Here is a 23,776-nt window from a genome sequence, read left to right as displayed (position 1 = left end):
CTCGGTGCCCTGGCACCGTGCGCGGCCGTCACGCGAAAAGACATGCGACGCCACGTTATTTCTGCCCGCCCGCCCGCCGGAAACGGTCCGCCGTGGCAACCAGGTGTTCGGCGAGCGCGGGGGAGTCGAGCACCTCGAACTCGACATCGGCGAGGGCGAGGTACCACGTCAGCATCCGCGGAGAGTCCGAACCCACCAGCGCGACACAGTGTTCCGGCCCGTCCGGTGCCACCTCCACCGCCGCGGGCAGCCGTGCCCGGATCACGTCCGCCGGGGCGGCCATGCGTACCCGGGCACGGTAGCGCCAAGTGGCGGCGCCCACGCCGCGCTGCACTCGCTCGGCGATTTCCTCCTCGGAGACGATGCGGGGCGTGAATCGTGGCCCGTGCGGAACCTTCGGCGTGATCCGGTCGACGCGGAAGGTACGCCAGTCGCCGCGCCCGACATCCCAGGCGACCAGGTACCAGCGGCCCCACCAGTGCACCATCCGGTGTGGCTCGACATCCCGGCTGGACGGCGTGCCGCCATGGCTTTCGTAGTCGAAGCGCAATCGCTCGCTCGCCCGGATCGCGTCCGCGACCGCGGTGAGCACCGCCGTGTCCACGGTGGATCGGCCATCCCCGGATACGTGCACGGTGGCCGCTGTCAGCGTCTCGACCCGGTGCCGCAAGCGCGACGGCAACAGTTGCCGCAGTTTCGTCAGCGCCCGTACCGACGTCTCCTCGATGCCGGTGACCGCCCCGTTGGCGGCGGTGACCAGCCCGACCGCCACCGCCACGGCCTCCTCGTCGTCCAGCAGCAGCGGCGGCAGCGCCGACCCGGCCCCGAGCCGGTAGCCGCCCGCACTGCCGGGCGTGGCGCGTACGGGGTACCCGAGTGTCCGCAGGCGTTCGATATCGGTGCGGACGGTCCGGGTGGACACGCCGAGCCGTTCGGCCAGTGCGGGCCCGGTCCAGTCGCGCCGGAGTTGCAGCAGCGACAGCAGCCGCAGCAGGCGTGCGGAGGTTTGCAGCATGGCTCGATCATGGCAGCTGTCGCGGAAGCGATCCTTCCGCGACAGCCGATCAGCCGGCCTGCGTCATGCACGGCTCGACGGTGAAGTCGAGCCCGAAATTGTTCAGGGTCACCGGCAGCGGAGCGTCCGGGTTCGGCCGGGGGGTGGACCGCAGCCGGAAGTCGGCGGAGGTCACCAGGTGCGCGAGCAGCGTGCTGGTGACGAACAGCACCAGGTTACGGCCCGGGCAATCGGCGGGGCCCGCGCTGAACGGCACCAGTTGGGGGTACTGTTCCGCGCGGCCATCGAGCCAGATCTCCGGGACGAACTGGTCGGCGAACGGCAGGAGATCGGCATCCCGGTGAAACGCCGCGACCGCGATCATCAGCGCGGCGCCCGCCGCGATGGTGAAGCGCTCGTCGCCGTCGCGCCATTGGGTGTCGGCCGTGATGTCGCGCAGCAACATGGGCGTGGTCGGCCACAGCCGTATCGACTCGAGCACACAGGCGCGCAGATAGCCGCGTAGGTCGACACGGTCCGGGTCGACGGCGTCGGCCAGCGCGCGGGCGTGGTGCTCGGGATGGGTGCTCAGCACCGCCAGCGCCCGGCTCAGCGCGATACCCGCCGCGTCGAAGGCGAACAACCAGTGCGGTATCTGCCCGACCGGATCGGTGGCCCCGCCGGCGGGCACCGCCGCCAGCGCCCCGGCCAGGCTGTCCGGTGGAGCGGACTCGACGTGGCGGTAGAGCCGATTGGTGAACTGGTCGCGCTGCCTGCGATGCGCGGGCGCCAGGAACGACCAATTGCCCGCCGAGCGCAGCCGCGACAGCTCGTCGGTGAGGACGGTGTCGTCGCGGCCCCGCTCGCCGAGCACGATCCGTCGCACCAGCCGCCACCATCGCGTGGTGAACTGCCGCGCGTCCAGGTGACCGCGGTGCAGGGCGGAGACGGTCATCTCGCGCGCCTCCTCCGCGATGGCCTCGGCGAACGGACCGGCCAGGCGATGCAGGGGCTCGGCCGAGTCCAGCGCGGCCTCGTTGACGGCTCGACGCTGATCGCGGATCGGGCCCTGCGACAGCAGGACGCCGTGTGGCTGGAACTGGCGCAGAGCCGCGCGCTTCTCCCGATTGGCCGGGTGAAACGGCGTCGGTGCGTCGGCGAGTACCCGCCCGACATCATGCGGGTCGAGAACGACCACGATCCGGCGCCCCGGCACCACCAGCTCCACCGGGCCCGCACCGAATTCCCGCCGCAACTGCCGCACGCGCTCGATCGCGCGCGAATCGGCTCCGGTGCGTTCGAGCAGGCCCAGTACCGGCCGACGCCGTGCGATGACCCCCGAGGCGACCGAGGCGAATCCGAGATCCGCCAATGCCGCCACCGCGGGCACTCCCACCAGTCGGTGTTCGCGGTTGTCTGCCATACGGCCTCCTCCCGGTGCGCTCAGATCGGCACGGTGCCGACGACCGGGCGCATACCCGGCGACGCCGGGTCGAAACCGCGGCGGGGTCCGAGCGGCACCGAGAGGATGCCGGGGAGGCTCAGCTGGGGGCTTGGGTCTCGTCGGCCGCGAGCGCGGCCTCGACGGAGTCGAATACCGTGAGCAAACGGTCCAGCGCGGTCACCTCGATGGGCCTGCGCGCCGCGTCGCTGGGGACCACACGCAAGCCACCGGAGCCGGTGGCCTCCGAGGCCGCCAGCAGGACGCTCAGCCCGGCGGAGCCGAGGAATCCGACGTTCGACATGTCCACCACGACCGCGGCCGGTGTGTCGCGCAGCGCCTCGTCGAGCGCCGATTGCAAGCGGGGCGCGGACGCCATGTCGATCTCGCCGTGCACGGTGACGACCACCGTGTCCTCCGCCGACCGCACCTCGACCTCCAGCGCCCGGGGCGCGCTTTCGGAACTCACAATCCACCTCCCGTGCCGGTGACGCGTCCTCGGCAGTCCGCCACGTCGACCTCCGCTCAGGTTCGCGTCTCTTGCGCAGTCCGACACGGCGCAGAGAGCGAGCATTCCGCGGCCAACTTACCCCATCGCGCTCCGGTGCGATCACACTGTGCGCCGCAGCCCTCTCCGGTCGGCGCTGTGACGGGCCGAAGATGCTTCCGCACGGGCTCGGAATGCGCCGTGCACAACGAACGCCGCCGCCGTGCGTCCGGACACCGCGGGGATGTCCGAGCGCACGGCGGCGGCAGCGGATTCGAGCGGCGGCGAACTGCCGCTCCAGCACGGTGGCGCTATTCCGGCCAAGTGCCGGTGAGCGATTCGTAGCCGGTCGCGCCCGCACGATCGATCGCGGCCTTGACCAAGCCGAACACCGCGCCCTGCAAGGCCGCGGCGAACAGCACCTCGCGCCAGGAATGGTCGCGCGCGGTCGACGCCGGGGCCTGATCCTCACCGGTTATCTGTGCCCACACCTTGGTGAACACTGCGTTCGCCGCGAGGCCGCCGAGCACGCTGATCACCAAGCCGAGCGGTTTGTAGAGCGTCTTCATCGCCGCCTCCGTACGATCTGCCAGACCAGCGCCGCGATCACCGCCGCGCCCAGGGCCGCCGGGATCGGGTGTGCGCGCAGCGCGCCACCGGCCTGCCTGCCGCGTGTGGCGACCGGCTCGGGCGTCGCCGCCGCCACCCGGTGGGCGAGGTCCGCGGCGCTCGTGCGGGCCTGCTGAGCCTTGTCCGAGACGGCGAGCGCCGCCTCGGACGCCACGTGCTGTGTCGCCTCGACAGCGTCGTGTGCCTTCTCCTTGCTGCGCGCGGGCACGTCGAGCTTGTGGCCCAGCTCTTCGACCGTCCTGCCGAGTTCGGCTCTGGCCTGATCGCGGTCGCGCCGCAAGGCCGCGACGTCGTCGGTGGGCTGCCCGGCCCGGGGTCGGCTGTCACTCATCCCCGCCTCCTGTCCTTGATCACCTCGATGTCCTCGCGCACTCCCTCGACCGCTTCCTGCGGTATCGGCGGCGCCGCGTGCTCCACACTCTTCTTCCCGGACAGTCCGAGGATCGCCGCGATCACCAGCAGTGCGCCCGCGACGATCAGCGCGGACGCCCAGCCCGGCAGGACCTCGGCGAGGCCGAGCACCGCCGCGGCGACCAACGCCGCCCCGCCATAGAACGCCAGCAGCGCCCCCACTCCCGCCAATCCGGCGCCGAGTCCGAACCGTTTGCCCTTCTCCCGCATCTCGACACGGGCGAGCTGGAGTTCGTCGCGGATGAGCCGGGACAGCTGTGCGGTAGCGTCCTCCACCAGTTCGGTGACCGACCGTGCGTTCGTAGGCGGACGAATCTGTGTCGTCTCGGTCATGAGACCTCCTTCGGCATGTCACACCTCCTGCACGGCGACTACCCCCGCGCCCGGATCCCAATCGGACACCGGGCCGGTGGGACGCGGCATGGGAACCGGCGCACGGGCAGGGCCGACGCGTGTTCGCGAACGCGGACAGCTCTCCGAAGCGATTGCCGCGCAGACGAAATCGCTTCCCGGTCACTCGATATAGGCGCCGATCTGCGGAACGGCCTCGACCGGGTGCCGCGCCTGCAAGCCCGCACCGATCCCTTCGAAGTGCCAGACGCCGCCGACGCGACGCACCCGGCCGAGCACCAAGCCGGTGTGCGAGCCGCCGCCGGTCAGCTCGTGGCGGGCGAGCTGGGTGCCCGCCGCGGTGTCGATCACCCGGCAATAGGCGTTCGCGATGCGCTCGAAACTCTGGCCGGTGTAGCTGGTGACGAGGAACAGCACCGTGGTGACCCGGGTGGACAGGCGGGACAGGTCCACGCTGATGATCTCGTCGTCGCCCAACCCTTCGCCGGTGATGCTGTCGCCGTGCAGACGGACGGAACCGTCCGTCGAGCTGAGCTGCTCGTGGTACACAACGTCGACGAGCCGGTCCGCGGCGAAAAGCAGGGCTGCGACGTTGAGGTCGATCCCCTTGCGCCGACCGAGCAAGCGCGGGCGGGTCGCGGGATCCCAACCCAGCGCCACGGTGACGTGCTCGAGCGGGACATCGCGTGCGTCGCGGAGCACGGTGAGCATCGGTATCCTCCTCTGCGTCGGAGAGCGGGTACGGTTCCGCCGTCGAGAGTGGGCGCGGCGCCCCGGTCGTACGGCGACCCCGCAACGCCCTTCGGGTCGAGACGATCGGGACGATTCCGGCGGACGAGCAGCGTACCCGTATTAGTGCCCGAAATGGCGAGAATCCAATCCGTGAGGCTGTTCGCCGCGAAGTCAAGGCATGCGGATTGGCACAGAACAAGTGCGCCGAGACCGCGGCGCGGGTCCCGCCACGCGAGGTCGTTCGCCTGCGGACTCGCGGATCGGTTCGCGTGGGGAGGTAGCGGCGAGCGCGCGATCGGCGATGGGAGCGCACCCAGGGCTCCGCACCGGAGGTGATCGGCGATGACCGGCACCGAGTCCCCCCGCGCGGATCTGCTCGACCTGGCGTACCCCTACGCGATGGACGCGGTGGCCGAGATCGAGCGCAGGCGCATCGAAAATCGGCTCGCGAAGGCCGATTCCGGCACTGCCGCGGCGTTCGCGGCGGGAGTGCACGGGATTCGGGAAACGCTGGCGGCGCTGAGCGCGACCGCCGCGGTGAATCCACCACCGACTTTGGAGTCGAAGATCCTGCGGGCGATCGACGACTCGCGCCCCTGCGCGCGGCGCCGTCGCGGTGACCTGCGCGAAATTCTCGTTCGGCGCCGACTGGCCCGGTTGGTGATGGCGGCCGCGGTGACCGTCGCGGCGGGTGCGGGCGCCGTGGTAGTGGCCGAGCGGGTCGCCGGGTCGCATGCCGCGGCGGTCACGGCCGACCAGATCCTCGGGCAACCGGACGCGTATTCCCGTGTGATCGACCTGTCCGTCGGCGGCACGCTGACGGTGAGCACTTCGGACCGGCTCGGAGCCGTCGCGGTCATCTTCGACGCGGTACCCGCGCCACCGCGTGGACGGGCCTACCAGCTCTGGGTCGTGTCCGCGGGTGCTGTGCGTTCGGCGGGCGTGCTGACCGGCGTGCCACCGACGGGTGTAGCGACGAGATTCGATCCCGCGGACGTCATCGCCGTCACGCTCGAACCCGCGAAAGGATCGCCGCGACCGACTTCGCCCCAGATCGCCGCCGTTACGCTCGGCTGAGCCTGCTCGGGCCGCCGGTGTCGCGCCGAGACGCCTCCGGCTAGTCGCACCCTTCGAGGGTCGCGCGCGCCACCTCCTCGACGACATCATCGATCTCGCCGCGCGCCCGCAGCGCCGCGACCTGCCGGTGGGCGCCGTTGCCGCGCGCGAGCAGGTGGCCGAACGCCTCGTCGACGAACTGGCGGTCGCCTGCCTCGTCCAGCGCGGGCGCGACGTGCTCGATCAGCCGGAACAGCAGGTCGCGCACCGGCGCTACATTGCTGTCGTGGGGATCGACACCGTCTCCGTCCAATCCCGAACGGGCGGCCTTCCAGTACGCCGCGCGCAGCACTTCGGCGGGTACCGGCGGCGCGACCTGCCCCACGGCCAACGATTCGCGCGCCGTGACGACGATGGCGCGCACCAGCGCCGCCAAGAGCGCGGTTTCCTCGACCGTGGCGGGGATGTCACTCACCCGCACTTCGACGGTCGGGAACGAGACCGACGGACGAACGTCCCAGTAGACCATCTGCTTGTCCAGGATGCTGCCGCTGTTGAGCATCATCGCGACCATCGCCTCGTAGTCACGGGCGGACTCGAAATACGGCGGCGGCCCCGCGCTGGGCCAGCGCCGCCACAGGATGCTGCGCCAGCTGGCGAATCCGGTTTCGGTGCCACGGTAGATGGCCGAATTCGCGGTCATGGCCAGTAATTGCGGCAGCCACGGCCGCAGGTGATTACTGACCTGCACCGCGGTCTCGGCGTCGGGCACGCCGACGTGCACGTGGCAGCCCGACAGCCCCTGCTCATGGGCGAGCATGCCGAAGTTCTCGGCGATGCGCTGATAACGCGGCGTATCGGTGACGGGGAAGTCGTGCGGAACGGTGGGCGGGATGCCGACCGCGAGCAGGCGTGCGTCGTTGCGCTCGGCGCAGGCGGCGATGTCGCGGCGCAATTGGCGCAATTGCCGGTGCAGTGTGCCGATATCGGTGTGCACCGCGGTGCTGGTCTCCACCTGACAGCGCGTCAGCTCTAGCTGCAGGTCGACGCCGAGTTCCTCGGCGGTGCGCGCCACGTCGACATTGCGCGCCAGCGGCTCGCCGGTACCGCGATCGACCAGCAGGAACTCTTCTTCTACGCCGACCGTCAGGCGCCCATCGTCCATGTGCTCGCAATACCCAGGGCCCGAGCGGCTAGTCAGCCGATGCGCGCGGGTCGCCGATCGCTGCCGACGCCCGGCGTGGGTTTGATCGGCCGGGAGACGGCAACGCGAACCTCGAGGGGACTGTAGGAAGAGGAGAAGTCGCATGTCTCGGAACGCTCTGCGTCTTGCCGTGACCGGGGGCTGCGCCGTGCTCATGGCCGCTGCCGGTGCAGGAGTGGCCGCCGCGGGGCCGACCCTGTCGGCGGACACTCAGGAGGAGGGCACCATCGCGGTGAGTAGCCAGCCGCCATCGGAGAGCTGGAATTGTGTGCTGATCGGCTCGGCCGAGCAGGCCGGTCCACGAGTGGACATGGCCCGGACCGGTGAGAGCCGCGGCGGTTTCGCGGCGGGCAGCACCGTCGCCGCTACCTGCGTCGGGCCGCAGTGGCCGCTGGTGGCCATGACCACCGGCGTCACGTCGCTCGACGATGCCGACTGACCGGCACGGCCGGCCGAACCGCGTGCCTCCCCACGGGCGGTGCTGCGGCGACAGCACGGGCGAGCGGGGCTCGATAGGGTCGCTCCCATGCGGATCGTCGTCCTCGGCTCGGGCATCTCGGGTCTGTCCACCGCGGCCGAACTGCTCCGGGCCCGGCACGAGGTCATCGTCGTCAGTGCCGAGCCGATCACGGCGACGACGTCTTTCCTGGCCGCCGCGGTCTGGTTTCCGACCGCCGCGGGCCCGGCCGATCGTGTGCGAGCATGGAGCGAGACCACCTTCGAACATTTGGCGGGGCTGGCTGCCGCCGGTGCGCCGGGTGTGCGGATGTGCTCATCCATGGCGCTGTATCGCGACGAGCCCCCGGCGCCGGAATGGTCGCGATCGGTGCGCTCGTTCCGGGCGGCCGATCGCGCAGAACTGCCGCGCGGCTACGGGTTCGGGTTCCGTTTCGAAGTTCCCTTGGTGGAGATGCCGACCTACTTGCCGTTCCTGAGCGCGCAAGTGGACGCCGCGGGCGCGCGACGCGTGCTACGCACGGTGCGGGGGCTCGACGAGCTCGCCGACCTGTCGCCGGACGTCGTGATCAACTCCGCCGGTCTGCGGGCTGCCGAACTCGTCGGCGACCCGGAGGCGTATCCGATCCGCGGGCAGATCGTGCGGGTCGCGAATCCCGGATTGTCGGTATCGGTCCGAGACGAGGCGCATCCGCTCGGCCGCGCCTACGTCCATCCGCGCGCGAACGACTGCGTCCTGGGCGGGTCCCTGGACACCGGTGAGTGGGACACCGCGCCGGATCCCGGCCTCACCCGATCGATTCTGCGGCGCTGCCGCGACCTGGTCCCCGCTCTCGCCGGCAGCGAAGTTCTGGAAACCGTGGTGGGACTGCGCCCTGGTCGCCGGGAAGTCCGGGTCGAACTCGACACCGCCGTGTTGCCCGGCACACCCGTCGTCCACAATTACGGCCACGGCGGTTCCGGCATCACGATCGGGCACGGATGCGCGCTGGAGAGCGCCGCGCTCGTCGCCGCCCTCTGAGCGGCCGGTGACTCCGCCGGATCAGTTGGCGTAACTGCGCGCCACCACCGAGTTCAGCGCTTCGAGGAATTCGCTGAGCACGCCGGGTTCGACCTGGTCACGCGGCGTGCGTCGCTCGGGTGAGTCGGCCGCGGGCCCGGCGAGGCTCGCGTCGACACTGTCGCGCAGAACGGCATGGACCGCTTCGATCGGGATACCCGCCTGGGCGCACCGGGTGGCGGCGTGCTCGAACCGGCCCAGTGCGAGACTGCCCGCCGCCTCGGCCGCGTCGACCAGCACGAGGGCTAATTCCAACCCCATTCTGATCAACGCGTCGGGTCCGCCGCGACGGGTACCACGATCGGATCTCGCGGACACCTCGGCGATGTCCCCATGTTCCTCGTGCGGGCCGATATTCATGGCCCTCCCTCCGCCCGGCGACCCTGCTGCTACCGACGTTACGACGGCGATCGAAAGAATTCGACCGCGCGAATCCGACTTGTGAGGCTTCACAGGCGCGCATCGCGCGGTTCGGGTGGTATCCCCAACCGGGGGCGCGACCCTCGGCACGTCGACTCGGTCAAGTTACCGTTGAGTACTTTCCGTGATCGGGGACTGAAGGAGTCACATGTCCATCACCGATTCGGCAGGCCCGGATCTGACCCTGTCGGGCCGCCCGGCCAGTTCTTCGCTGCGAGACGTGCGGAATCTGTCTCGCAAAATGGTCGGCCACTTCATCGAGACCGTCGCGCACTGCCGGACCCTCCCCGGCGAGGCGCTCAACGGCGACATCACCAACATCACCCGCTTGTGCCTGGAACTGGCCGTCAGCATGCTCGACGGCAGTGACATTCCCGAGAAGACCCTTCTGCTGCGCAATGCCGCGGCGGGCTGGGCGCGTGAGGGCATTCCGATCGACACCATCCACCATGCCGTGCACGAGGGGTTCAAGCTCGGCTTCGACCTGATCGTCGCGAACGCGACCGCCGCGGACTTCGACAGCCTCAAGGACATCAGCCGCCGGCTGCTGGAGATCCTGGACACGATCACCTCGACCGTCTCCCGCGCCTACGTGACCGAGTTGCGCGCCGTGGTCGGTGAGCATCACACCGCGGCACACACCCTTGCCTCGGCCCTGCTCGGCGGGCACCCTACCTTCACCATGGCCCGGGAGTGCGGCATCCAGATCGCCGACTCGTATTCTGTTCTCGCTCTGGCCATTCCGCCCCATCCGGACGAGCGCAATCCGCAACTCGACAGTGCGGTGGTGGCGCGGCGGAAGCTGCGCCGGGTGCAATCCGAACTCGCGACCCGGTGTGGGGAAGCGGTGCTGTCACTGCTGAGCGTCGACGGCGGCACGGTCTTGCTGCCCTCCGCGTCGCCCGAGGACAAGGCCCTCGACGACCTGGTGGAGGGGCTCGGCCGCGCGGCCCAGGTGCCGATCGTCGCGACGGTGATCGCCGCGAGCCCGATCGAGGTGCCGACGGCCGCCGATCGCGCCCACGAGTTGCTCGACATGGTGCAGCGGCTGCGCTGGAAACGCGGGCTGTTCCGATTCGACGACCTGGCGCTGGAATACCAGCTCACCCGGCCCGGCCCCGGACTGGAAACCCTCCGCACGCTGCTCGACCCGCTCGACGAGCATCCCGAACTCCTCGAAACGCTCAAACGGCATATCGGGACGAATCTGAATCGTCAGCGCACCGCGCGATCGCTGCACATCCACACCAACACCGTGGACTACCGGCTCAAGCGCATCGGCCAACTCACCGGATTCGATCCTGCTCAGGCGTCCGGCGTCTGGTATCTGCGCGCCGCGTTGGTCGCCCGCAGCTACCGGGACACCGAGGACGAGTCGCCGGTCGGTGACTGGAGCCGCGCGGCCGCGGTCTCCTCGTAGGTTCGCCGCCGCGGCTCCGGCCCGCCGATCAGTTCGTGAACTGCGTCGGGCGTCCATCGCCGGTCGGCGCCGGGACGGGTGGCGAGATAGCCCGCGGTCGCCCGGCGGGACCAGCCGTGCGCGGCGCGCAGGCCCGCCGCCAGGTGCCGTAGGTAGGCGGCGGCGGGTGGGTTGCCCCGCACGTCGCGACAGCGCCAGGGCGCGGTGAAGGTGAGCACCGGGTGCCCGGCATGGTGTCCGGCGCAGACCAGGGTCTCGTAACGTCCGGGACCGAGAGTTGCCGTCCCCGTCTCGATCGCCTCGGTCGAGTTCATCTCCGTGCCAGGGGCGCGGTACATCTCCTGCGCCACGATGTCGGCGAACTGGGCGGTCGTGAGCAGGTGGGCGCGCACGGCCATCTCGCCGGGGCAGCCCGGGTCGTAGAAGGCGCGGCCGCCGGTCCAGGTCAGCGATTCGGTCGCGAAGTACAGCACGCCCGGGAGCAGCAGCGGGATCGAGCGGACCGGGTCGGCGTGGTCGCGGCAGCCGGGCAGGGTGAGCGCTCCTCCTTCCGGCCTGCCGCCGCGAAGGTAGGTGCGCAGCCTGGTCAGGCTCATATTGGAGCCGTACGCGGCATACCAGACCAGGCCGCCGCGCGCGTCCTGCCGGTCCGCGTCCGAAGCGGCTCGGGATGTCGCCGAGCCTGCTGTGCTCCCCGGTTGCCGCGTCGTCATGTACCCATTCTCGGCTCTTCGCCGTGCTGCGCACATCACTCCGGACGCCCGCTCGAAAACTGGTGCGACGAAATTGTGGCAATGCGGAAGTAACTCTTCCGCAATGGCCGCAACAGTGTCCATCATGACCAACACACAGCAGATCCGGCCCTTCCGCATCGACGTCCCGCAGGCCGACCTCGACGAGTTGCGGGAGCGGCTCGGGCAGGCCCGCTTGCCGCACGTGGTGCCGGGCACCGAGCGGGACTGGGACCGCGGGATCACGCCGAACTACCTGCGCGAACTCGCGCAGTACTGGCGGGACGAATTCGATTGGCGGGCGCAGGAGGCGCGGTTGAACGCCTACCCCCAGTTCACCACCGAGATCGACGGGCAGATCCTCCACTTCTTCCCTGTGCGCTCGCCCGAGCCGGACGCGATCCCGCTGCTGATCACCCACGGCTACCCGGGCTCGGTGGTGGAGTTCCTGGCGTCGATCGGCCCGCTGACCGATCCGCGGTCGCACGGCGGTGATCCGGCGGACGCGTTCCATGTGGTGATCCCGTCGTTGCCGGGGTTCGGGTTCTCCACGCCGCTGGCCTCGACGGGATGGGAGCTGGCCCGCACGACCGAAGCGTTCGCGGAGCTGATGAGCAGGCTGGATTACGAGAAGTTCGTGGCGCAGGGTGGTGACATCGGCGCGGGCATCACCGGGCGCCTGGCCGCGACCCATCCGGAGCGGTTGATCGCGACGCATGTGAACAGCGATCCGGGCACGCTCGGGCTGGTGGGTGAGCAGTTGCCGATGCCGGGCGGGCTCACCGACGACGAACTCGCCGCCATCGAAACCGCACGGGAGAAGTGGGCCCAGCAGAAGGGCTACCTGACACTTCAGACCACGCAGCCCAACGCCATAGCGGCCGCCCTGACCGATTCGCCCGTCGCGCAACTCGGCTGGATCGCGGAGAAGTTCCAAGTGTGGACCGACCCGGCCCGGCCGGAAGGTGAGGCAGTGGATCGTGACCTGCTACTGACCAATGTCAGTATCTACTGGTTCACCCGCAGCGGGGCGTCGGCGGCGCAGTTCCTCTGGGAGAACGCGCATTCCGGGATGGACTGGGCGGTGCCATCGGGAGTGCCGCAGGGATGGGCGGTGTTCGGCACGCATCCGTTGATGCGCCGGGTGATGAACCCGGAGGGGCACATCGAGCATTTCACCGAGTACGCCGAGGGCGGGCACTTCGCCGCGGCGGAGCAACCGGAACTCTTCGTGGCCGACGTCCGCGCCTTCTTCCGCCATCATCGCGGGTAGCGGCCGAGCGGGGCGGCGCAGCGAGCGCGTCGCCGCCCCACGTCCGTCGCGTAGCTACATCCGGACGCGTAGTCGCGAACCGTTCTCCGGTCGGATGTCTCCGCCGTCGCACGGGCCTACCGTTTCCCTATGACGTGGAACGAGATGAGCCAGAGCAAGTTCGTCCTGCTGACCACCTTCAAGAAGGACGGGACGCCGGTCGGCACACCCGTGTGGGTGGCTCCGGACGGTGACCGGATCGTCGTCTGGACGAACCCGAAGACCTGGAAGGTCAAGCGGCTGCGCCGCAATCCGGACGTCACGCTGCAGGTCTGCGACGGCCGGGGCCGTCCCACCGGGAAGGAGGTCTTGCCGGGTAGCGCGCGCATCCTCGACGCGCACGGCACGCAACGGGTGCGCGATGTGGTCGCGGACAAGTACGGCCTGGTCGGCAAGCTCGCCATTCGTGGGCACAAGCTGCTGCGCGGCGCGGAGGCGTCGGTCGGCATCGCGATCGATCCGAAGGCGGCCGGTGATCTGGCCTAAGCGGATTCGGCGAGTCTCGCCGAGCGCCAGATGTCCGCGAGATCGTCGAGCGGGATCGAGAGCGCCTGGCCCAAGGCGACCACGGTGCCGAAGGCCGGGGAGGGCAGCCGGCCGGTCTCGATCTTGCGCAACGTCTCCGGCGAGATGCCGGCCGCCTGTGCGACGTCGGTGAGTTCGCGGTCCGCGCGGGCCGCGCGTAGGGCGGCGCCGAGGCGGCGGCCTGCCTCGATCTGCGCGGGGGTCAACGGAAGGCGAACCATGCGCTCAGGCTACGGACGGCCTGCATACGCCGCAAGCGACCCGGTTGGTATTAAAATACCCATGCGGCTAGGGTGGTATTAAAATACCGGCGTAGTGGAGGATTGATGGTCGAGTTGAAGAGTCCCGCGGAGATCGCGCGGATGCGAGTGACAGGGCGCTTCGTCGCCGGCGTGCTCGCCGAGTTGCGCGAGCGGGCGCGGGTGGGAGTGAACCTGCTCGACCTGGAAGCCCACGTCCGCGAGCGCATCCGTGAGCGTGGCGCGCAATCCTGTTACTGGGACTACGCGCCCTCCTTCGGGCGCGGCCCGTTCCGCAACACCGTCTGTCTATCGGTGAACGATGCTGTGCTGCACGGACTTCCGTTCGATTACACGCTGCGGGACGGTGACGTGCTCAGTATGGACCTCGCGGTCGGCATCGATGGCTGGGTCGCGGATGCGGCCACCACGGTCGTGGCCGGTTCCGGCGCGGACGAGGACGTGCGGCTGGTGCGGGCCACCGAGGAGGCGCTGGCCGCGGCGATCGCGGTCGCGGTGCCCGGCAATCACATCGGCGACATCTCCGCCGCCATCGCCGCGGTGGCGCGCGCGCACGGCTACCCGGTGAACACCGAATTCGGTGGACACGGCCTCGGTCGCACCATGCACGAGGACCCGCACGTGCCGAACACGGGCAGGCCGGGGCGCGGTTACCGGCTGCGGCCCGGACTCGCCATCGCCATCGAGCCCTGGTTCGCACGTACGACCGACCGCATCGTGACCGATCCCGACGGCTGGACGATCCGCTCGGCGGACGGCTCGCGGACCGCCCACTCCGAACACACCATCGCGATCACCCGGGACGGGCCGGAGGTGCTGACCGCGGCGTGAGCGGGCCGTCCGGCGGCTATGTCTCCGAAAGCCAGGTCGTCAAATTCTCGGAGGCGCGCAGCTCGGCGGCGATGGATGCGCGTTCCGCGGCGGACAGTTCCATCGTGCGCAATTTCGCCTGGAATTGCGCGGCGCGACCGGATTTTCCCATCGCGACGGCCAGTTCGGCGAGCGCCGCGAGCGCTCGCGCCACGTCCAGCCGCGGCGCCTCGGCCCCGAACCGGCCGAGACCGACCTCGAGCACGCGGAACGCGGCCTTGTCGTCGGTCTTGAAATCGCGCAGGACGCGGGCGCTGTCCAGCACTCTGGCCAGCCCGTTCAGTTCCTTGGATCCGCCATAGTTCACTTCGGGGGGTTCGTCGCGCTGGATGTAGATCACCTGATTGCCCGCCGGATCGACGACGGTGAACCGGGACTGCCCCGGCCGGAATCGGGTGATCCGCGGCAGTCCTTTCGCGGGGACCTTGCCATAGCGGACGCGCAGTGCCGTGCTGAAGGCCTGATGCCTGCTCGCCACGTCGTCGACCATGACGAGACAGCCGGTGCGTTCGGCGGGGACGTCACCCTCTTTGGGGGCGGGTACGAAATGCAGAGCGCAGCCGTGATCCTCCACCGCGCCGTAGACGTAGGGGCGGGTCTGCTCGTGGGTCACCGTGTAACCCAGTGCCTTGTAGAAATCGAGCGTGCCGGACAGGTCGCCGGTCCAGAGCTGCGGTACCGCCGTGTCGGCCATTTATCCTCCCAATAACCTGGCGTAGTCAAGTTTGACTAGCAAAGGGTAGGGGCGCGCGCCGCTGGAAGTCAAACTTGATTACCATGCGATCCGGAGCGGAAGGGAGTTCGTGATGTCGGTGGTACGCCTGCTCGTGCTGGGGGTGATGCGCCTGCGCCAGCCCGTGCACGGCTACGCGGTGCGCCAGGAACTGCTGTCCTGGCGAGCCGAGACCTGGACGAACGTCAAGCCCGGCTCGATCTATCACGCTCTGAAGCAGCTCGCCCGCGAGGGGAAACTGAGCGCGTTCGCGACCGAGAACAGCGACCAGGGCCCGGGGCGCACGCTGTTCGAGCTGACCGAGGCGGGCGAGGCCGAGTTCCGCAAGCTCATGGACGAGGCGCTGGTCAGCGTCGACATGGAGGAATTGGGCGCAGGCATCGCCTTCATGGACGCGCTGCCCCGGGCGCACGTCATCGCGAAGCTGCGCGAACAGCGCCGCCGCAGCGAGGCGGTGCGCGCCGACCTGCTGGCCATGATCCCGGACCACCCCGGGCGATACGAAGCGCCGCACGCGACCGATCTGCTGGAGCTGTGGAGCAGTGTGTTCGCGAATTTGTCGACGTGGACCGAGGGCATGCTGGCTCGCTTGGAAGCGGGGGAGTACCGGATGCCGGAACAGGTCGTCGGCGAGCAGGCCGGCTTTCCCGCGCAGCTTCCCGCACCGTGATGCGGGATACGCTGCCCGCATGACAAATTCGCTGGACGCCGTCGCCGAGGCCGACTACGTGCTGCTGACCACTTTCCGCAAGGACGGGACTGCCGTCGGCACCGCGGTGTGGGCGGTGTCCGAAGACGGCAAACTGTACGTCTGGACCGTGACCGACAGTTGGAAGGTCAAACGGCTGCGCCGCAATCCGGCGGTCACCCTGCAAGCGTGCAACGCCACCGGCAAGCCGCGCGGTGCGGTGATCGAAGGGACCGGGCGGCTCCTCGACGCCGACGGCACCGAACGGGTGCGTAAGCTGCTGCGCCGCAAGTATTGGCTCACCGGCCCCCTGGTGATCCTCGGCAGCAACCTGCGGCGCGGCAAGTCCGGCACCATAGGCATCGAGATCACCCCGGCTGCCTGATCCGGACCGATCAGGTCGCCTGGCTGACTGACGACATGTGGAAGTCGGGAATCCGCAGGGGCGGCATGGCGGTCCGGGTGAACCAATCCTTCCACTCGCGCGGCAGCGTGAGTTCGGTCGCGCCCGCCTCGCTCACCCGCCGGAGCAGGTCCAGCGGGCTCTCGTTGAACCGGAAGTTGTTCACCGCGGCGGTGACCTCGCCGTTCTCCACGAGGTACACCCCGTCCCTGGTGAGACCGGTGAGCAGCAGGGACGCGGGGTCGACCTCGCGGATGTACCACAGCGTGGTCAGCAGCAGGCCGCGCTCGGTGCGCGCGATCATGTCATCGATCGTGGCCTCCGAACCGCCGGTGAGCAGCAGGTTCTCTCCCGGAACCGTGGCAGTGGCGTCGAACTCGGCGGCGGTGGCGCGCGGATAGATCAGCGCGGAGATCACGCCGTCGCGCAGCCAGTCGACGCGCTCGGCGGGCAAGCCGTTGTCGAACACCGACATCGATTCCGACGACGCGGTCGCCGCCACGAACGGACGATATTCCAGGCCGGGGGCGTGCGGATCCGAGTAGAGCGTGAGCGGGATATCGCTCAGGCGCTCGCCGACCCGGGTCCCGCCCGCCCGCGCGAACGCCGTGTGACCCTCCTGCGCGCCCCGGCCCTCCATCGACCAGGCCAAGTAGATCATCAGGTCGGCGACGGTCGAGGGCGGCAGCAGCGTCTCGTAGCGGCCCGCGGGCAACTCGATCTTGCGCTTGGCCCAGTCCAGGCGGCGCGACAGGTCCGCGAGCAGGCCGGAGACATCGACGTCGGTGAAGTCCGCGGTGCCGACCCCGACCCACGCGCTGGCCAGACCCGCCCCGTCGCCGCGCTTTCCGTTGATCTCCACCGAACCGGTGGGCTGCACGAAGCGGCGGCGGATGCCGGTCGACGTGCCCAGCCACGTGGTGTGCATCTGGTGGTGAGCGAAGCCGTAGAGCCGGTCGGCGCTGTCGAACCCGGCGGCGAGGCCCTCGGCCAGATCGGTGAACACCTCGATGCCGGTGCCGGCCGCCGGGGCGGCCCAGGCGTCGTCGACGGCGTCGGGCTCGAGCAGCGGCATCGCGTCGCGCGCGGGCTCGGCGTCGCGCGCCGCCGCTTCGCCCGCGCGCACCACGGCTTCGATGTCGTCGGGGTCGACGCTGGTCGAGGCGATCGTGCCGACGCGCGCGAGGGTGGGCCCCTCGCGGAACACCGAGATCACCGCCCAGTGCCGTGACACCGACGACCCGTTGGTGGTCATGGAGTTCCCGGCCCAGCGCAGCGATGCCTCGTGCTCGTCGCGGACGATCACCATCGCCTCGTCGGCGCGCGACAGCGCCAGCGCCCGCTCCACGATCGCGCTCGCGGGGAACAGATCGTCGCTCACCGGCCGCCCTCCGTCCGGGTGTTGAGAACAGTGACGCCACGCACCAGGATCGACGGGCAGCCGTGGCTGACCGCGGCGACCTGGCCGGGCTGCGCTTTGCCGCAGTTGAACGCGCCCCCGAGCTGCCAGGTGGACGGTCCGCCGACGGCTTCCATCGCACCCCAGAAGTCTGTGGTGGTGGCCTGGTAGGCGACATCGCGCACTTGGCCGTCCACTTTGCCGCCGCGGATGCGGAAGAACCGCTGGCCGGTGAACTGGAAGTTGTAGCGCTGCATATCGATCGACCAGCTCTTGTCGCCGACGATGTACAAGCCGTCGTCCACCCGCGAGATCAGCTCCTCGGTGCTGGTGTCGCGGTCCGGATCGGGTTGCAGCGAAACGTTGGCCATCCGCTGGATCGGCACGTGATGCGCCGAGTCCGCGTACGAGCAGCCGTTGGACCGCTGCAAACCCAGACGTGGCGCGAACACCCGGTCGAGTTGATAGCCGACCAGGACGCCGTCGCGGACCAGGTCCCAGCGCTGCCCCGCGACGCCCTCGTCGTCGTAACCGACGCTGGCCAGGCCGTGCGATTCGGTGCGGTCTCCGGTCACGTGCATGATCGGGGTGCCGTAGCGCAGTGACCCGAGCTTGTCCGGCGTGGCGAAGGAGGTGCCCGCGTAAGCGGATTCGTAGCCGATGGCGCGGTCGTACTCGGTGGCGTGACCGATGGATTCGTGAATCGTCAGCCACAGGTTGGTCGGATCGATGACCAGATCGGTCGGCCCGGCCTGCACACTGGGCGCTTTCACCTTCTCGGCCAGCCATTCCGGGATCCGCGCGAGCTCACCGTCCCAGTCCCATACGCCGTCGGCGCCGGTGACGTACTCCCATCCGCGGCCCACCGGCGCGGCCAGCGTGCGCATCGTCTCGAACACCCCCGCCGAGGTGTCCACCGTGATCGCCTCGAGGCTCGGATGCAGCCGCACCCGCTGCTGGGTGATCGACGAACCCGCCGTGTCGGCGTAGAAGGTCTGCTCCTTGACCTGTAGCACGCTCGCGGTGACGTGATCCACCCCGTCGGCGTGCGACAGGCGCTCCGAATAATCCTGCAGCAGTGCTAGCTTCTCGCCGGTCGGCACGGTGAACGGGTCGATGTCGTAGGTCGAGACCCAGCGCGCGTCGGCGTAGCGCGGCTCGTCGGCCAGCTCGACGCGTTCGCGGTTGAGCGCCCGCAGCGTGGTCGCGACGGTGACCGCGGTGCGCGCCACCTCGGCGGCGGTGTCGGGGGTGAGCGCGGCGTGCGAGGCGAAACCCCAGGTGCCGTCGGCGATCACCCGCACGGCCAAGCCGAGTCGAGTACTGTCGGTGACCGCCTCGACCCGGCCGTCGCGCAAGCGGATCGACTGGGTGACCAAGCGATGCACCCGCAGGTCTGCATGCTCGGCGCCGGCTGCCGTGGCCGCGGCCAGGGCAGCGTCGGCGAGCGCGGCCAGCGGTAGGTCGAGGAACTCGGCGTCCACGTCTCTGGAAGTCGCGATGCTCACCCGCACCAACCTAGCCGGTGCGGTCGCAGATGCGTGCGGGCGCGGTGATCACACGCCGTGCGAGAACGCATCGCGTGCCGGTTCGCACGGAATGCATCGGTGCGGCAAGAAGAACGGCGCGCGCGACAATCGGACCTCCGGCGTGTTGCTCGCCGGATGCCGTACTGTGCCCGCGTGCCGCCATCCGCCCTTCGTGACCGCAAACGCGAACGTACCCGCCGAGCCATCCTGGAAGCCGCAGCCGAACTGTTCGAGACCAGAGGCTACGAGGAGACCACGGTGGCCGACATCGCCGCCGTGGCGGACGTCGGCACACGCACGTTCTTCAACTACTTCGCCAGTAAGGAAGAGCTGCTCTTCCCGGAATCCGACGAGCGGGTGCGCGCCGCGGTGGCGGCGATCGCCAGCAGGCGCCCGGGGGAACGGCCGGTGGAGGTCTTGCTGCGCGCGTTGCGCGCCGCCGGTGACAATCCCGGCGAGCATCTCGTCGACGACCTCTATGCCCGGATCGGCGCGCTGCGCGCCCAGGTCTCGCGGACCGTGCCCGCGGTGAGCGGCCGTGCCGCGCACGCCCAACTGGTCACCCAACGCGAGATCGCCAGGCAGTTGCACAAAGCGTTCCCCGCCGAACTCGACGAGGTCGGCGCCGCCGCATTGGTCGGCGCGGTCGTCGGCGCGGTGTCGGGTGCGCTGACCGTGCTGTTCCAGCAACCGGTGGCCGGTGTCGAGGACGCCGAGCGCCTGCAGCGCAGGATTCACGAGACGACCTCGCAGGTGTTGCAACCCTGGCTCGCCACCCAGCGCGCCGAACCGGTCGGCTGATCAGCCGAATTGCTGCCAGCCCAGCCGGATCACCATCCCGATCACCACCACCAGCAGGACGACGCGGACGAACTCGGCGCCTTTGCGCAGCGCCATGCGCGCGCCGACCACGGCGCCGAGGACGTTCGCCACGGCCATCCCCGCGCCGAGCGCCCACAGAATGTGCCCGGTCGCCCCGAAGAAGATCAGAGCTCCGACATTGGAGCCGCAGTTGATCACCTTCGCCATGGCGGCGGCCCGGACGAACTCGGTGCCGAGCAGGGTGGCGAAGGTGATGATCAGGAACGTGCCGGTGCCGGGGCCGAGCAGGCCGTCGTAGAAGCCGATCAACCCCGCCGCCAGCGCCACCGTGAGGACGATCTTGCGCCGGGTCGGCGGATGAGTGGCCAACGTGACGCCGATGGACGGACGCAGCGTGACGAACACGGCGACGCCGACCAGCACCACCATCACGATCGGGATGAACAGCTCGCGGTCGATCAATGAGACCGCGGCGGCGCCCACCGCCGCCGTCATCGCGGCCATCGCCGCCGCGGGCAGCAGCAGCCGCCAGCGCATCGGTATCCTGCGCGCGAAGGTCAGCACCGACGCGCTCGTCCCGGCGACCGCGGCGAGCTTGTTGGTGCCCAACGCGGTCTGCGGCGCGATGCCGGGGGCGACTACGAACAACGTCGGCAGCACGATCAGCCCCCCTCCGCCCACCACCGCGTCCACCCAGCCCGCGGCCGTCGCCGCCGTCAACAGAACCGCCCAGTCTCCGATCTCCACCACGCCAGACAACCAGACCCCGCACCGAGGGACGCATGAGGTGTCCGGCCGTCCATCGGTCCCGGTCCTGCGCTGGATGCGGCGCCGTCCTGTCGAGGATCGCGTGCGTGCGGCCGCGATATCGGGCGTGAGCAACCTCGAATACCCCTCGCACCAAGCCTCCACGCTCGCGTTGCGCGGAAATCGCGCCCACCGCCGGCTCGGCCCGCCCGCGGGCGGGGCGCACCTAGGCTGATCCCGTGCGTCGTTTCAGTCTGTGGCTCCGGGGCAAGCCTGTCGTGGCCGACTCGGTGCTGGCGGCGATCTTCCTGCTACTCGAGATCATCGGTGTGGGCAACGCGCACAACAAGCTCGCCTACCTGGCCATCGGGGTATTGCTGCCGCTGCCGCTCACCCTGCGGCGGGTGTACCCCCGGGCCATGGCGGCCACCACCTTGGCGCTGTCGCTGACGGCGACGTTGGTGGGCTTCCTGTCCGAGGACGACGCCGACCACATCGCGATGCTTTCGCACGGCATCATGCTCTACACGCTGGTCGCCTACGTCGGCCGGCGGGACGGACTGTGGTACGGGCTCGGCCTGACGGTGGATCTCGCACTCTCGATCGTGGCGATCGGGAAACCCTCCGGATCCGACAGCGTGTTCACCGCCATGTTCTACGCCTTGTGCTGGACGCTCGCGGAGTTCATCGGCGCGCGGCACGCCTACGACGCCGAGGTGGCGGCTCGGCTCGCGGTCGCCGACTACGACCGGGAGCGTCGCGCGCACGACGCCGTCGCGGCCGAACGCACCCGCATCGCGCGGGAACTGCACGATGTGGTGGCGCACGCGGTGAGCGTGATCATCGTGCAGGCCGACGGCGCCAAATACGCGCTGCGCCGCGACCCGGACGCGGCCGAACAGGCTCTCGCCGCCATCGCGGGCACCGGCCGCGAAGCACTGCGCGAACTGCGCAGAACCGTGGCCTTGCTGCGTACCGAACACGCCCCCGACCAGTTGCCCCAGCACGGCACCGCCGGCATCGCCAAGGTCGTGGAGTTGATGCGGGGGACCGGTCTGGCCGTGGAACTCGAGCTGACCGGCGAACTCGACGACATCGCCCCCGAGGTCAGTCTCGGCGTGCATCGCATCGTGCAGGAATCGCTGACCAACACGCTGCGGCATGCCGGGCCGCACCCGAAGGCGTGGGTACGCGTGCGCCGCACCGACGCCGACGTGCTGATCGACGTCACCGACACCGGCGGGGTCCCGCTGCACGAATCGGGCACGCGCATCCAGGGCAGCGGGCTCGGCTTGGTCGGGATGCGCGAACGCGTCGCCGTGCTGGGCGGCAGCCTGGACGCGGGCCGCGACACCGACGGAGCCTGGCGTGTGCACGCCAGCATCCCGCTGCGGCCCGGTCCGGCGGAGTGAGCCGGTCCGCCAGATCATCGTGCGACGTGTAGAGCGCTGCGCCGCATACGGTTTCGTCGCCCGTGCGCGGTGGGTGCGACCCGTCGCGGCGCAGGCCGACCGGCGCGCCGAAGTGGTCACGTTACATTGGGAACGTGCCGATCACCGTGCTCGTCGTCGATGACCAGGAACTCATGCGAATGGGATTGAAGATGGTGCTCGGCGCGCACCAAGACATCGAAGTGATCGGTGAGGCGGCCAACGGCGCCGCCGCGGTCGCCAGAGCGGCGGAACTGCGACCCGACGTGGTGCTGATGGATGTGCGGATGCCGGTGGTGGACGGAGTCGTCGCCACCACCCGCATCGTGGAGGCCGGGCACGGCAGCCGGGTCCTGGTCATGACGACCTTCGACCTCGATGAGCACGCGCTCGGCGCGCTGCGCGCTGGGGCGAGCGGATTCCTGTTGAAGGACACCCCGCCGGAGGATCTCGTCTCGGCCATCCGCAGCGTCGCCGCCGGTGACGCCGTGGTCTCACCCAAAGTCACCAAACGTCTGCTGGACCGGCTCATCGCGGAGAATCCGGCGCGGACCCGCGATCCGGGCGTGCTCGACGTGCTCACCGCCCGCGAGCGCGAAGTGCTCGAGCAGATCGCGGCAGGCCGCTCCAACGCCGAGATCGCCGAGCAGTTGTACCTGTCGGAGGCCACGGTCAAGACACACGTGGGCCGGGTGCTCACCAAACTCGGTCTGCGCGATCGGGTTCAGGCGGTCGTGCTGGCCTACGAGACGGGGCTGGTGCGGCCGGGCGGCTGACGCGGGGCAGATCTCAGCGCCTTTTCAGGCGGATCGGGGAGAAAAACCGGGGTGCGGAACGTTGACCGGGGTAGATCGTCCGAAAGGATCGCCATGCCCGCCCTGTTGTTCGTGCTGTACGTCGTCGTCGAAGTCGCCGCGCTGGTCGCGGTCGGTCAGCTGATCGGCGTGCTGCCGACCGTCCTGGTGCTGATCGCCGGATCGGCCGCAGGCATGCTGCTGGTCGGCGCGCAAGGGCGGCGGGTATTCGAGCAGTTCCGCGGGGCCGCGCGCGGGGAAGTGGCGCCCGGAGCCGCGGTGGCCGACGGCGCCCTGGTCGCGGCGGGTGGTGTGCTGATGTTCGTGCCCGGCCTGGTCACCTCGCTGCTCGGCCTGCTCCTGCTGCTGCCTCCCACGCGATTCCTGGTGCGCCCTCTCGTCATGGCCTTCGCCGCTCGCCGCTTCCGCAGGTTCGTCGCGGCCGCGCCCTATCGCGGCGTGGTCATCGACGGGGGTGAAGTGGTCGACGGCGTGGTCGTGAACCAGTGGTATGACGACGGCAAGGGCAATGCGCGCCCCGCGATCACCTCGTTCTGACCGCGATCTGCGCACCCGGTTCCCTGCGGCGCCGCGAAGGGCTATCGTGGCGCGATGGCCACCGAGCAACTCACCGTCACGGTGAGCGAAGAGCTGGCTGCCGCGGTCAAACGGGCGGCGGCCGCTGCGGGACAGTCGATTTCCGGATTCACGGCCGCGGCGCTGCGGCTGGAGCTGATCGCCGTGGAGGCGGGCTGCCTGCCCCCGGCGGCCGCGGGCACGGGCGGTGCGTGGCCGGAATACGCGGAAGTGATGGCGGTGCTGGCGCAGCCGGAGGATCTGGCGCGCCACCCCGTGCTGAACGGCTGACCGA

General features: G+C 69.9%; 29 protein-coding genes. 14 read left to right on the top strand and 15 right to left on the bottom strand.

All coding sequences use genetic code 11. The annotated features are described in order from the left end of the window. Window positions 1–55: 55 nt before the first annotated feature. From ACFU5M_RS22015 to ACFU5M_RS21985, 7 genes are all read right to left on the bottom strand, one after another. A complete protein-coding gene (locus tag ACFU5M_RS22015; RefSeq protein ID WP_379052119.1) occupies window positions 56–1,015 on the bottom strand; it encodes a helix-turn-helix transcriptional regulator in 960 nt (319 codons plus the stop codon). A gap of 49 nt (window positions 1,016–1,064) precedes the next feature. Next, the gene (locus tag ACFU5M_RS22010) at window positions 1,065–2,417 is read right to left on the bottom strand and encodes a cytochrome P450 (RefSeq protein ID WP_379052116.1); all 1,353 of its coding nucleotides are present in this window, start codon (window positions 2,415–2,417) and stop codon (window positions 1,065–1,067) included. Between the two features lie 118 nt (window positions 2,418–2,535). Next, window positions 2,536–2,904: an STAS domain-containing protein gene (locus ACFU5M_RS22005; RefSeq protein WP_379052114.1), complete on the bottom strand. Its 369-nt coding sequence runs from the start codon at window positions 2,902–2,904 to the stop codon at window positions 2,536–2,538. Window positions 2,905–3,233: 329 nt separating this feature from the next. Further along, entirely contained in the window at window positions 3,234–3,491 is a 258-nt protein-coding gene (locus ACFU5M_RS22000; RefSeq protein WP_379052110.1) for a DUF4235 domain-containing protein, read from the bottom strand. Next, complete coding sequence (locus tag ACFU5M_RS21995; protein WP_379052107.1) at window positions 3,488–3,883, bottom strand: DUF3618 domain-containing protein; 396 nt, start codon at window positions 3,881–3,883, stop codon at window positions 3,488–3,490. Before ACFU5M_RS21995 ends, ACFU5M_RS22000 begins: the two co-directional genes overlap by 4 nt. Continuing rightward, complete coding sequence (locus ACFU5M_RS21990) at window positions 3,880–4,296, bottom strand: phage holin family protein (protein WP_379052104.1); 417 nt, start codon at window positions 4,294–4,296, stop codon at window positions 3,880–3,882. The genes ACFU5M_RS21995 and ACFU5M_RS21990 overlap by 4 nt, the downstream gene beginning before the upstream one ends. A gap of 180 nt (window positions 4,297–4,476) precedes the next feature. Then, window positions 4,477–5,025, bottom strand: coding sequence for a TerD family protein (locus ACFU5M_RS21985; protein WP_379052102.1), 549 nt, complete (start codon window positions 5,023–5,025; stop codon window positions 4,477–4,479). Between the two features lie 363 nt (window positions 5,026–5,388). Here ACFU5M_RS21985 and ACFU5M_RS21980 point away from each other — a divergent pair, with 363 nt between their 5' ends. Beyond that, window positions 5,389–6,123, top strand: coding sequence for an anti-sigma factor domain-containing protein (locus ACFU5M_RS21980; RefSeq protein ID WP_379052100.1), 735 nt, complete (start codon window positions 5,389–5,391; stop codon window positions 6,121–6,123). 40 nt (window positions 6,124–6,163) lie between these two features. On the opposite strand, the gene ACFU5M_RS21975 is transcribed toward ACFU5M_RS21980, so the two are convergent. Further along, complete coding sequence (locus ACFU5M_RS21975) at window positions 6,164–7,267, bottom strand: glutamate--cysteine ligase (protein ID WP_379052097.1); 1,104 nt, start codon at window positions 7,265–7,267, stop codon at window positions 6,164–6,166. A gap of 142 nt (window positions 7,268–7,409) precedes the next feature. Here ACFU5M_RS21975 and ACFU5M_RS21970 point away from each other — a divergent pair, with 142 nt between their 5' ends. Together ACFU5M_RS21970 and ACFU5M_RS21965 are read left to right on the top strand one after the other, a co-directional pair. Then, window positions 7,410–7,745, top strand: coding sequence for a hypothetical protein (locus ACFU5M_RS21970; RefSeq protein WP_379052095.1), 336 nt, complete (start codon window positions 7,410–7,412; stop codon window positions 7,743–7,745). Window positions 7,746–7,832: 87 nt separating this feature from the next. Beyond that, window positions 7,833–8,783: an FAD-dependent oxidoreductase gene (locus ACFU5M_RS21965; protein WP_379052092.1), complete on the top strand. Its 951-nt coding sequence runs from the start codon at window positions 7,833–7,835 to the stop codon at window positions 8,781–8,783. Between the two features lie 21 nt (window positions 8,784–8,804). Here the strand turns inward: ACFU5M_RS21965 and ACFU5M_RS21960 are convergent, their stop codons facing one another. Beyond that, window positions 8,805–9,182, bottom strand: a complete 378-nt coding sequence (locus ACFU5M_RS21960; protein ID WP_379052090.1) for a hypothetical protein — start codon at window positions 9,180–9,182, stop codon at window positions 8,805–8,807. Between the two features lie 208 nt (window positions 9,183–9,390). Here ACFU5M_RS21960 and ACFU5M_RS21955 point away from each other — a divergent pair, with 208 nt between their 5' ends. Next, window positions 9,391–10,662, top strand: coding sequence for a PucR family transcriptional regulator (locus ACFU5M_RS21955; RefSeq protein WP_379052087.1), 1,272 nt, complete (start codon window positions 9,391–9,393; stop codon window positions 10,660–10,662). Here ACFU5M_RS21955 and ACFU5M_RS21950 read toward each other — a convergent pair. Then, window positions 10,596–11,375 carry a histone deacetylase gene (locus tag ACFU5M_RS21950; RefSeq protein WP_379052086.1) on the bottom strand — a complete coding sequence of 260 codons (780 nt, stop codon included), beginning with the start codon at window positions 11,373–11,375 and terminating at the stop codon, window positions 10,596–10,598. The genes ACFU5M_RS21955 and ACFU5M_RS21950 overlap by 67 nt on opposite strands. 124 nt (window positions 11,376–11,499) lie before the next feature. On the opposite strand from ACFU5M_RS21950, the gene ACFU5M_RS21945 reads away from it, so the two are divergent. Both ACFU5M_RS21945 and ACFU5M_RS21940 read left to right on the top strand, forming a co-directional pair. Next, entirely contained in the window at window positions 11,500–12,666 is a 1,167-nt protein-coding gene (locus ACFU5M_RS21945; protein ID WP_379052084.1) for an epoxide hydrolase family protein, read from the top strand. 129 nt (window positions 12,667–12,795) lie between these two features. Next, window positions 12,796–13,191: a PPOX class F420-dependent oxidoreductase gene (locus ACFU5M_RS21940; RefSeq protein ID WP_379052081.1), complete on the top strand. Its 396-nt coding sequence runs from the start codon at window positions 12,796–12,798 to the stop codon at window positions 13,189–13,191. Here the strand turns inward: ACFU5M_RS21940 and ACFU5M_RS21935 are convergent. Beyond that, a complete protein-coding gene (locus tag ACFU5M_RS21935) occupies window positions 13,188–13,451 on the bottom strand; it encodes a helix-turn-helix domain-containing protein (protein ID WP_379052079.1) in 264 nt (87 codons plus the stop codon). The genes ACFU5M_RS21940 and ACFU5M_RS21935 overlap by 4 nt on opposite strands. 105 nt (window positions 13,452–13,556) lie before the next feature. Between ACFU5M_RS21935 and map the strand changes: the two genes are divergently transcribed. Continuing rightward, window positions 13,557–14,321: a type I methionyl aminopeptidase gene (map, locus tag ACFU5M_RS21930; protein WP_379052077.1), complete on the top strand. Its 765-nt coding sequence runs from the start codon at window positions 13,557–13,559 to the stop codon at window positions 14,319–14,321. 16 nt (window positions 14,322–14,337) lie between these two features. On the opposite strand, the gene ACFU5M_RS21925 is transcribed toward map, so the two are convergent. Then, window positions 14,338–15,054, bottom strand: a complete 717-nt coding sequence (locus tag ACFU5M_RS21925; RefSeq protein WP_379052075.1) for a glyoxalase — start codon at window positions 15,052–15,054, stop codon at window positions 14,338–14,340. A 112-nt stretch (window positions 15,055–15,166) separates the two neighbouring features. On the opposite strand from ACFU5M_RS21925, the gene ACFU5M_RS21920 reads away from it, so the two are divergent. Both ACFU5M_RS21920 and ACFU5M_RS21915 read left to right on the top strand, forming a co-directional pair. Continuing rightward, entirely contained in the window at window positions 15,167–15,763 is a 597-nt protein-coding gene (locus tag ACFU5M_RS21920) for a PadR family transcriptional regulator (protein WP_379052073.1), read from the top strand. A 19-nt stretch (window positions 15,764–15,782) separates the two neighbouring features. Next, window positions 15,783–16,166, top strand: coding sequence for a PPOX class F420-dependent oxidoreductase (locus ACFU5M_RS21915; RefSeq protein ID WP_379052071.1), 384 nt, complete (start codon window positions 15,783–15,785; stop codon window positions 16,164–16,166). Window positions 16,167–16,176: 10 nt separating this feature from the next. Here the strand turns inward: ACFU5M_RS21915 and ACFU5M_RS21910 are convergent, their stop codons facing one another. Further along, the gene (locus ACFU5M_RS21910) at window positions 16,177–17,493 is read right to left on the bottom strand and encodes a metallopeptidase TldD-related protein (RefSeq protein ID WP_379052130.1); all 1,317 of its coding nucleotides are present in this window, start codon (window positions 17,491–17,493) and stop codon (window positions 16,177–16,179) included. Window positions 17,494–17,561: 68 nt separating this feature from the next. Further along, the gene (locus ACFU5M_RS21905; protein WP_379052068.1) at window positions 17,562–19,091 is read right to left on the bottom strand and encodes a TldD/PmbA family protein; all 1,530 of its coding nucleotides are present in this window, start codon (window positions 19,089–19,091) and stop codon (window positions 17,562–17,564) included. Window positions 19,092–19,265: 174 nt separating this feature from the next. Here ACFU5M_RS21905 and ACFU5M_RS21900 point away from each other — a divergent pair, with 174 nt between their 5' ends. Next, window positions 19,266–19,913: a TetR/AcrR family transcriptional regulator gene (locus tag ACFU5M_RS21900; RefSeq protein WP_379052065.1), complete on the top strand. Its 648-nt coding sequence runs from the start codon at window positions 19,266–19,268 to the stop codon at window positions 19,911–19,913. Here the strand turns inward: ACFU5M_RS21900 and ACFU5M_RS21895 are convergent, their stop codons facing one another. Beyond that, window positions 19,914–20,681, bottom strand: coding sequence for a TSUP family transporter (locus ACFU5M_RS21895; protein WP_379052127.1), 768 nt, complete (start codon window positions 20,679–20,681; stop codon window positions 19,914–19,916). It lies immediately after the preceding gene. Window positions 20,682–20,920: 239 nt separating this feature from the next. Between ACFU5M_RS21895 and ACFU5M_RS21890 the strand changes: the two genes are divergently transcribed. The 4 genes from ACFU5M_RS21890 (at window position 20,921) to ACFU5M_RS21875 (ending at window position 23,772) form a co-directional block, all read left to right on the top strand. After that, complete coding sequence (locus ACFU5M_RS21890) at window positions 20,921–22,093, top strand: sensor histidine kinase (RefSeq protein WP_379052062.1); 1,173 nt, start codon at window positions 20,921–20,923, stop codon at window positions 22,091–22,093. 134 nt (window positions 22,094–22,227) lie between these two features. Next, window positions 22,228–22,887 (top strand): response regulator, encoded by a 660-nt coding sequence (locus ACFU5M_RS21885; protein WP_379052059.1) that lies wholly within the window; start codon window positions 22,228–22,230, stop codon window positions 22,885–22,887. Between the two features lie 93 nt (window positions 22,888–22,980). Next, window positions 22,981–23,463: an FxsA family protein gene (locus ACFU5M_RS21880; protein ID WP_379052057.1), complete on the top strand. Its 483-nt coding sequence runs from the start codon at window positions 22,981–22,983 to the stop codon at window positions 23,461–23,463. A gap of 54 nt (window positions 23,464–23,517) precedes the next feature. Then, on the top strand, window positions 23,518–23,772 hold the full coding sequence (locus tag ACFU5M_RS21875) for a hypothetical protein (RefSeq protein WP_379052054.1): 255 nt from the start codon (window positions 23,518–23,520) through the stop codon (window positions 23,770–23,772). Window positions 23,773–23,776 lie beyond the last annotated feature (4 nt).

Source organism: Nocardia sp. NPDC057455 (assembly GCF_042802775.1).
Taxonomy (GTDB): Bacteria; Actinomycetota; Actinomycetes; order Mycobacteriales; family Mycobacteriaceae; genus Nocardia.
This window is presented reverse-complemented; position numbering and strand designations above follow the sequence as displayed.

Bases quoted from the DNA above. Each gene is read 5' to 3' on its own strand.
- ACFU5M_RS22015 (WP_379052119.1), bottom strand. From the start codon at position 1,015: ATGCTGCAAACCTCCGCACGCCTGCTGCGGCTGCTGTCGCTGCTGCAA.
- ACFU5M_RS21955 (WP_379052087.1), top strand. From the start codon at position 9,391: ATGTCCATCACCGATTCGGCAGGCCCGGATCTGACCCTGTCGGGCCGC.
- ACFU5M_RS21995 (WP_379052107.1), bottom strand. From the start codon at position 3,883: ATGAGTGACAGCCGACCCCGGGCCGGGCAGCCCACCGACGACGTCGCG.
- ACFU5M_RS21990 (WP_379052104.1), bottom strand. From the start codon at position 4,296: ATGACCGAGACGACACAGATTCGTCCGCCTACGAACGCACGGTCGGTC.
- ACFU5M_RS21975 (WP_379052097.1), bottom strand. From the start codon at position 7,267: ATGGACGATGGGCGCCTGACGGTCGGCGTAGAAGAAGAGTTCCTGCTG.
- ACFU5M_RS21910 (WP_379052130.1), bottom strand. From the start codon at position 17,493: ATGGTGATCGTCCGCGACGAGCACGAGGCATCGCTGCGCTGGGCCGGG.
- ACFU5M_RS22000 (WP_379052110.1), bottom strand. From the start codon at position 3,491: ATGAAGACGCTCTACAAACCGCTCGGCTTGGTGATCAGCGTGCTCGGC.
- ACFU5M_RS21940 (WP_379052081.1), top strand. From the start codon at position 12,796: ATGACGTGGAACGAGATGAGCCAGAGCAAGTTCGTCCTGCTGACCACC.
- ACFU5M_RS21935 (WP_379052079.1), bottom strand. From the start codon at position 13,451: ATGGTTCGCCTTCCGTTGACCCCCGCGCAGATCGAGGCAGGCCGCCGC.
- ACFU5M_RS21985 (WP_379052102.1), bottom strand. From the start codon at position 5,025: ATGCTCACCGTGCTCCGCGACGCACGCGATGTCCCGCTCGAGCACGTC.
- ACFU5M_RS21980 (WP_379052100.1), top strand. From the start codon at position 5,389: ATGACCGGCACCGAGTCCCCCCGCGCGGATCTGCTCGACCTGGCGTAC.
- ACFU5M_RS21945 (WP_379052084.1), top strand. From the start codon at position 11,500: ATGACCAACACACAGCAGATCCGGCCCTTCCGCATCGACGTCCCGCAG.
- ACFU5M_RS21920 (WP_379052073.1), top strand. From the start codon at position 15,167: ATGTCGGTGGTACGCCTGCTCGTGCTGGGGGTGATGCGCCTGCGCCAG.
- ACFU5M_RS21960 (WP_379052090.1), bottom strand. From the start codon at position 9,182: ATGAATATCGGCCCGCACGAGGAACATGGGGACATCGCCGAGGTGTCC.
- ACFU5M_RS22010 (WP_379052116.1), bottom strand. From the start codon at position 2,417: ATGGCAGACAACCGCGAACACCGACTGGTGGGAGTGCCCGCGGTGGCG.
- ACFU5M_RS21965 (WP_379052092.1), top strand. From the start codon at position 7,833: ATGCGGATCGTCGTCCTCGGCTCGGGCATCTCGGGTCTGTCCACCGCG.
- ACFU5M_RS21880 (WP_379052057.1), top strand. From the start codon at position 22,981: ATGCCCGCCCTGTTGTTCGTGCTGTACGTCGTCGTCGAAGTCGCCGCG.
- ACFU5M_RS21875 (WP_379052054.1), top strand. From the start codon at position 23,518: ATGGCCACCGAGCAACTCACCGTCACGGTGAGCGAAGAGCTGGCTGCC.
- ACFU5M_RS21915 (WP_379052071.1), top strand. From the start codon at position 15,783: ATGACAAATTCGCTGGACGCCGTCGCCGAGGCCGACTACGTGCTGCTG.
- ACFU5M_RS21950 (WP_379052086.1), bottom strand. From the start codon at position 11,375: ATGACGACGCGGCAACCGGGGAGCACAGCAGGCTCGGCGACATCCCGA.
- map (WP_379052077.1), top strand. From the start codon at position 13,557: ATGGTCGAGTTGAAGAGTCCCGCGGAGATCGCGCGGATGCGAGTGACA.
- ACFU5M_RS21925 (WP_379052075.1), bottom strand. From the start codon at position 15,054: ATGGCCGACACGGCGGTACCGCAGCTCTGGACCGGCGACCTGTCCGGC.
- ACFU5M_RS21970 (WP_379052095.1), top strand. From the start codon at position 7,410: ATGTCTCGGAACGCTCTGCGTCTTGCCGTGACCGGGGGCTGCGCCGTG.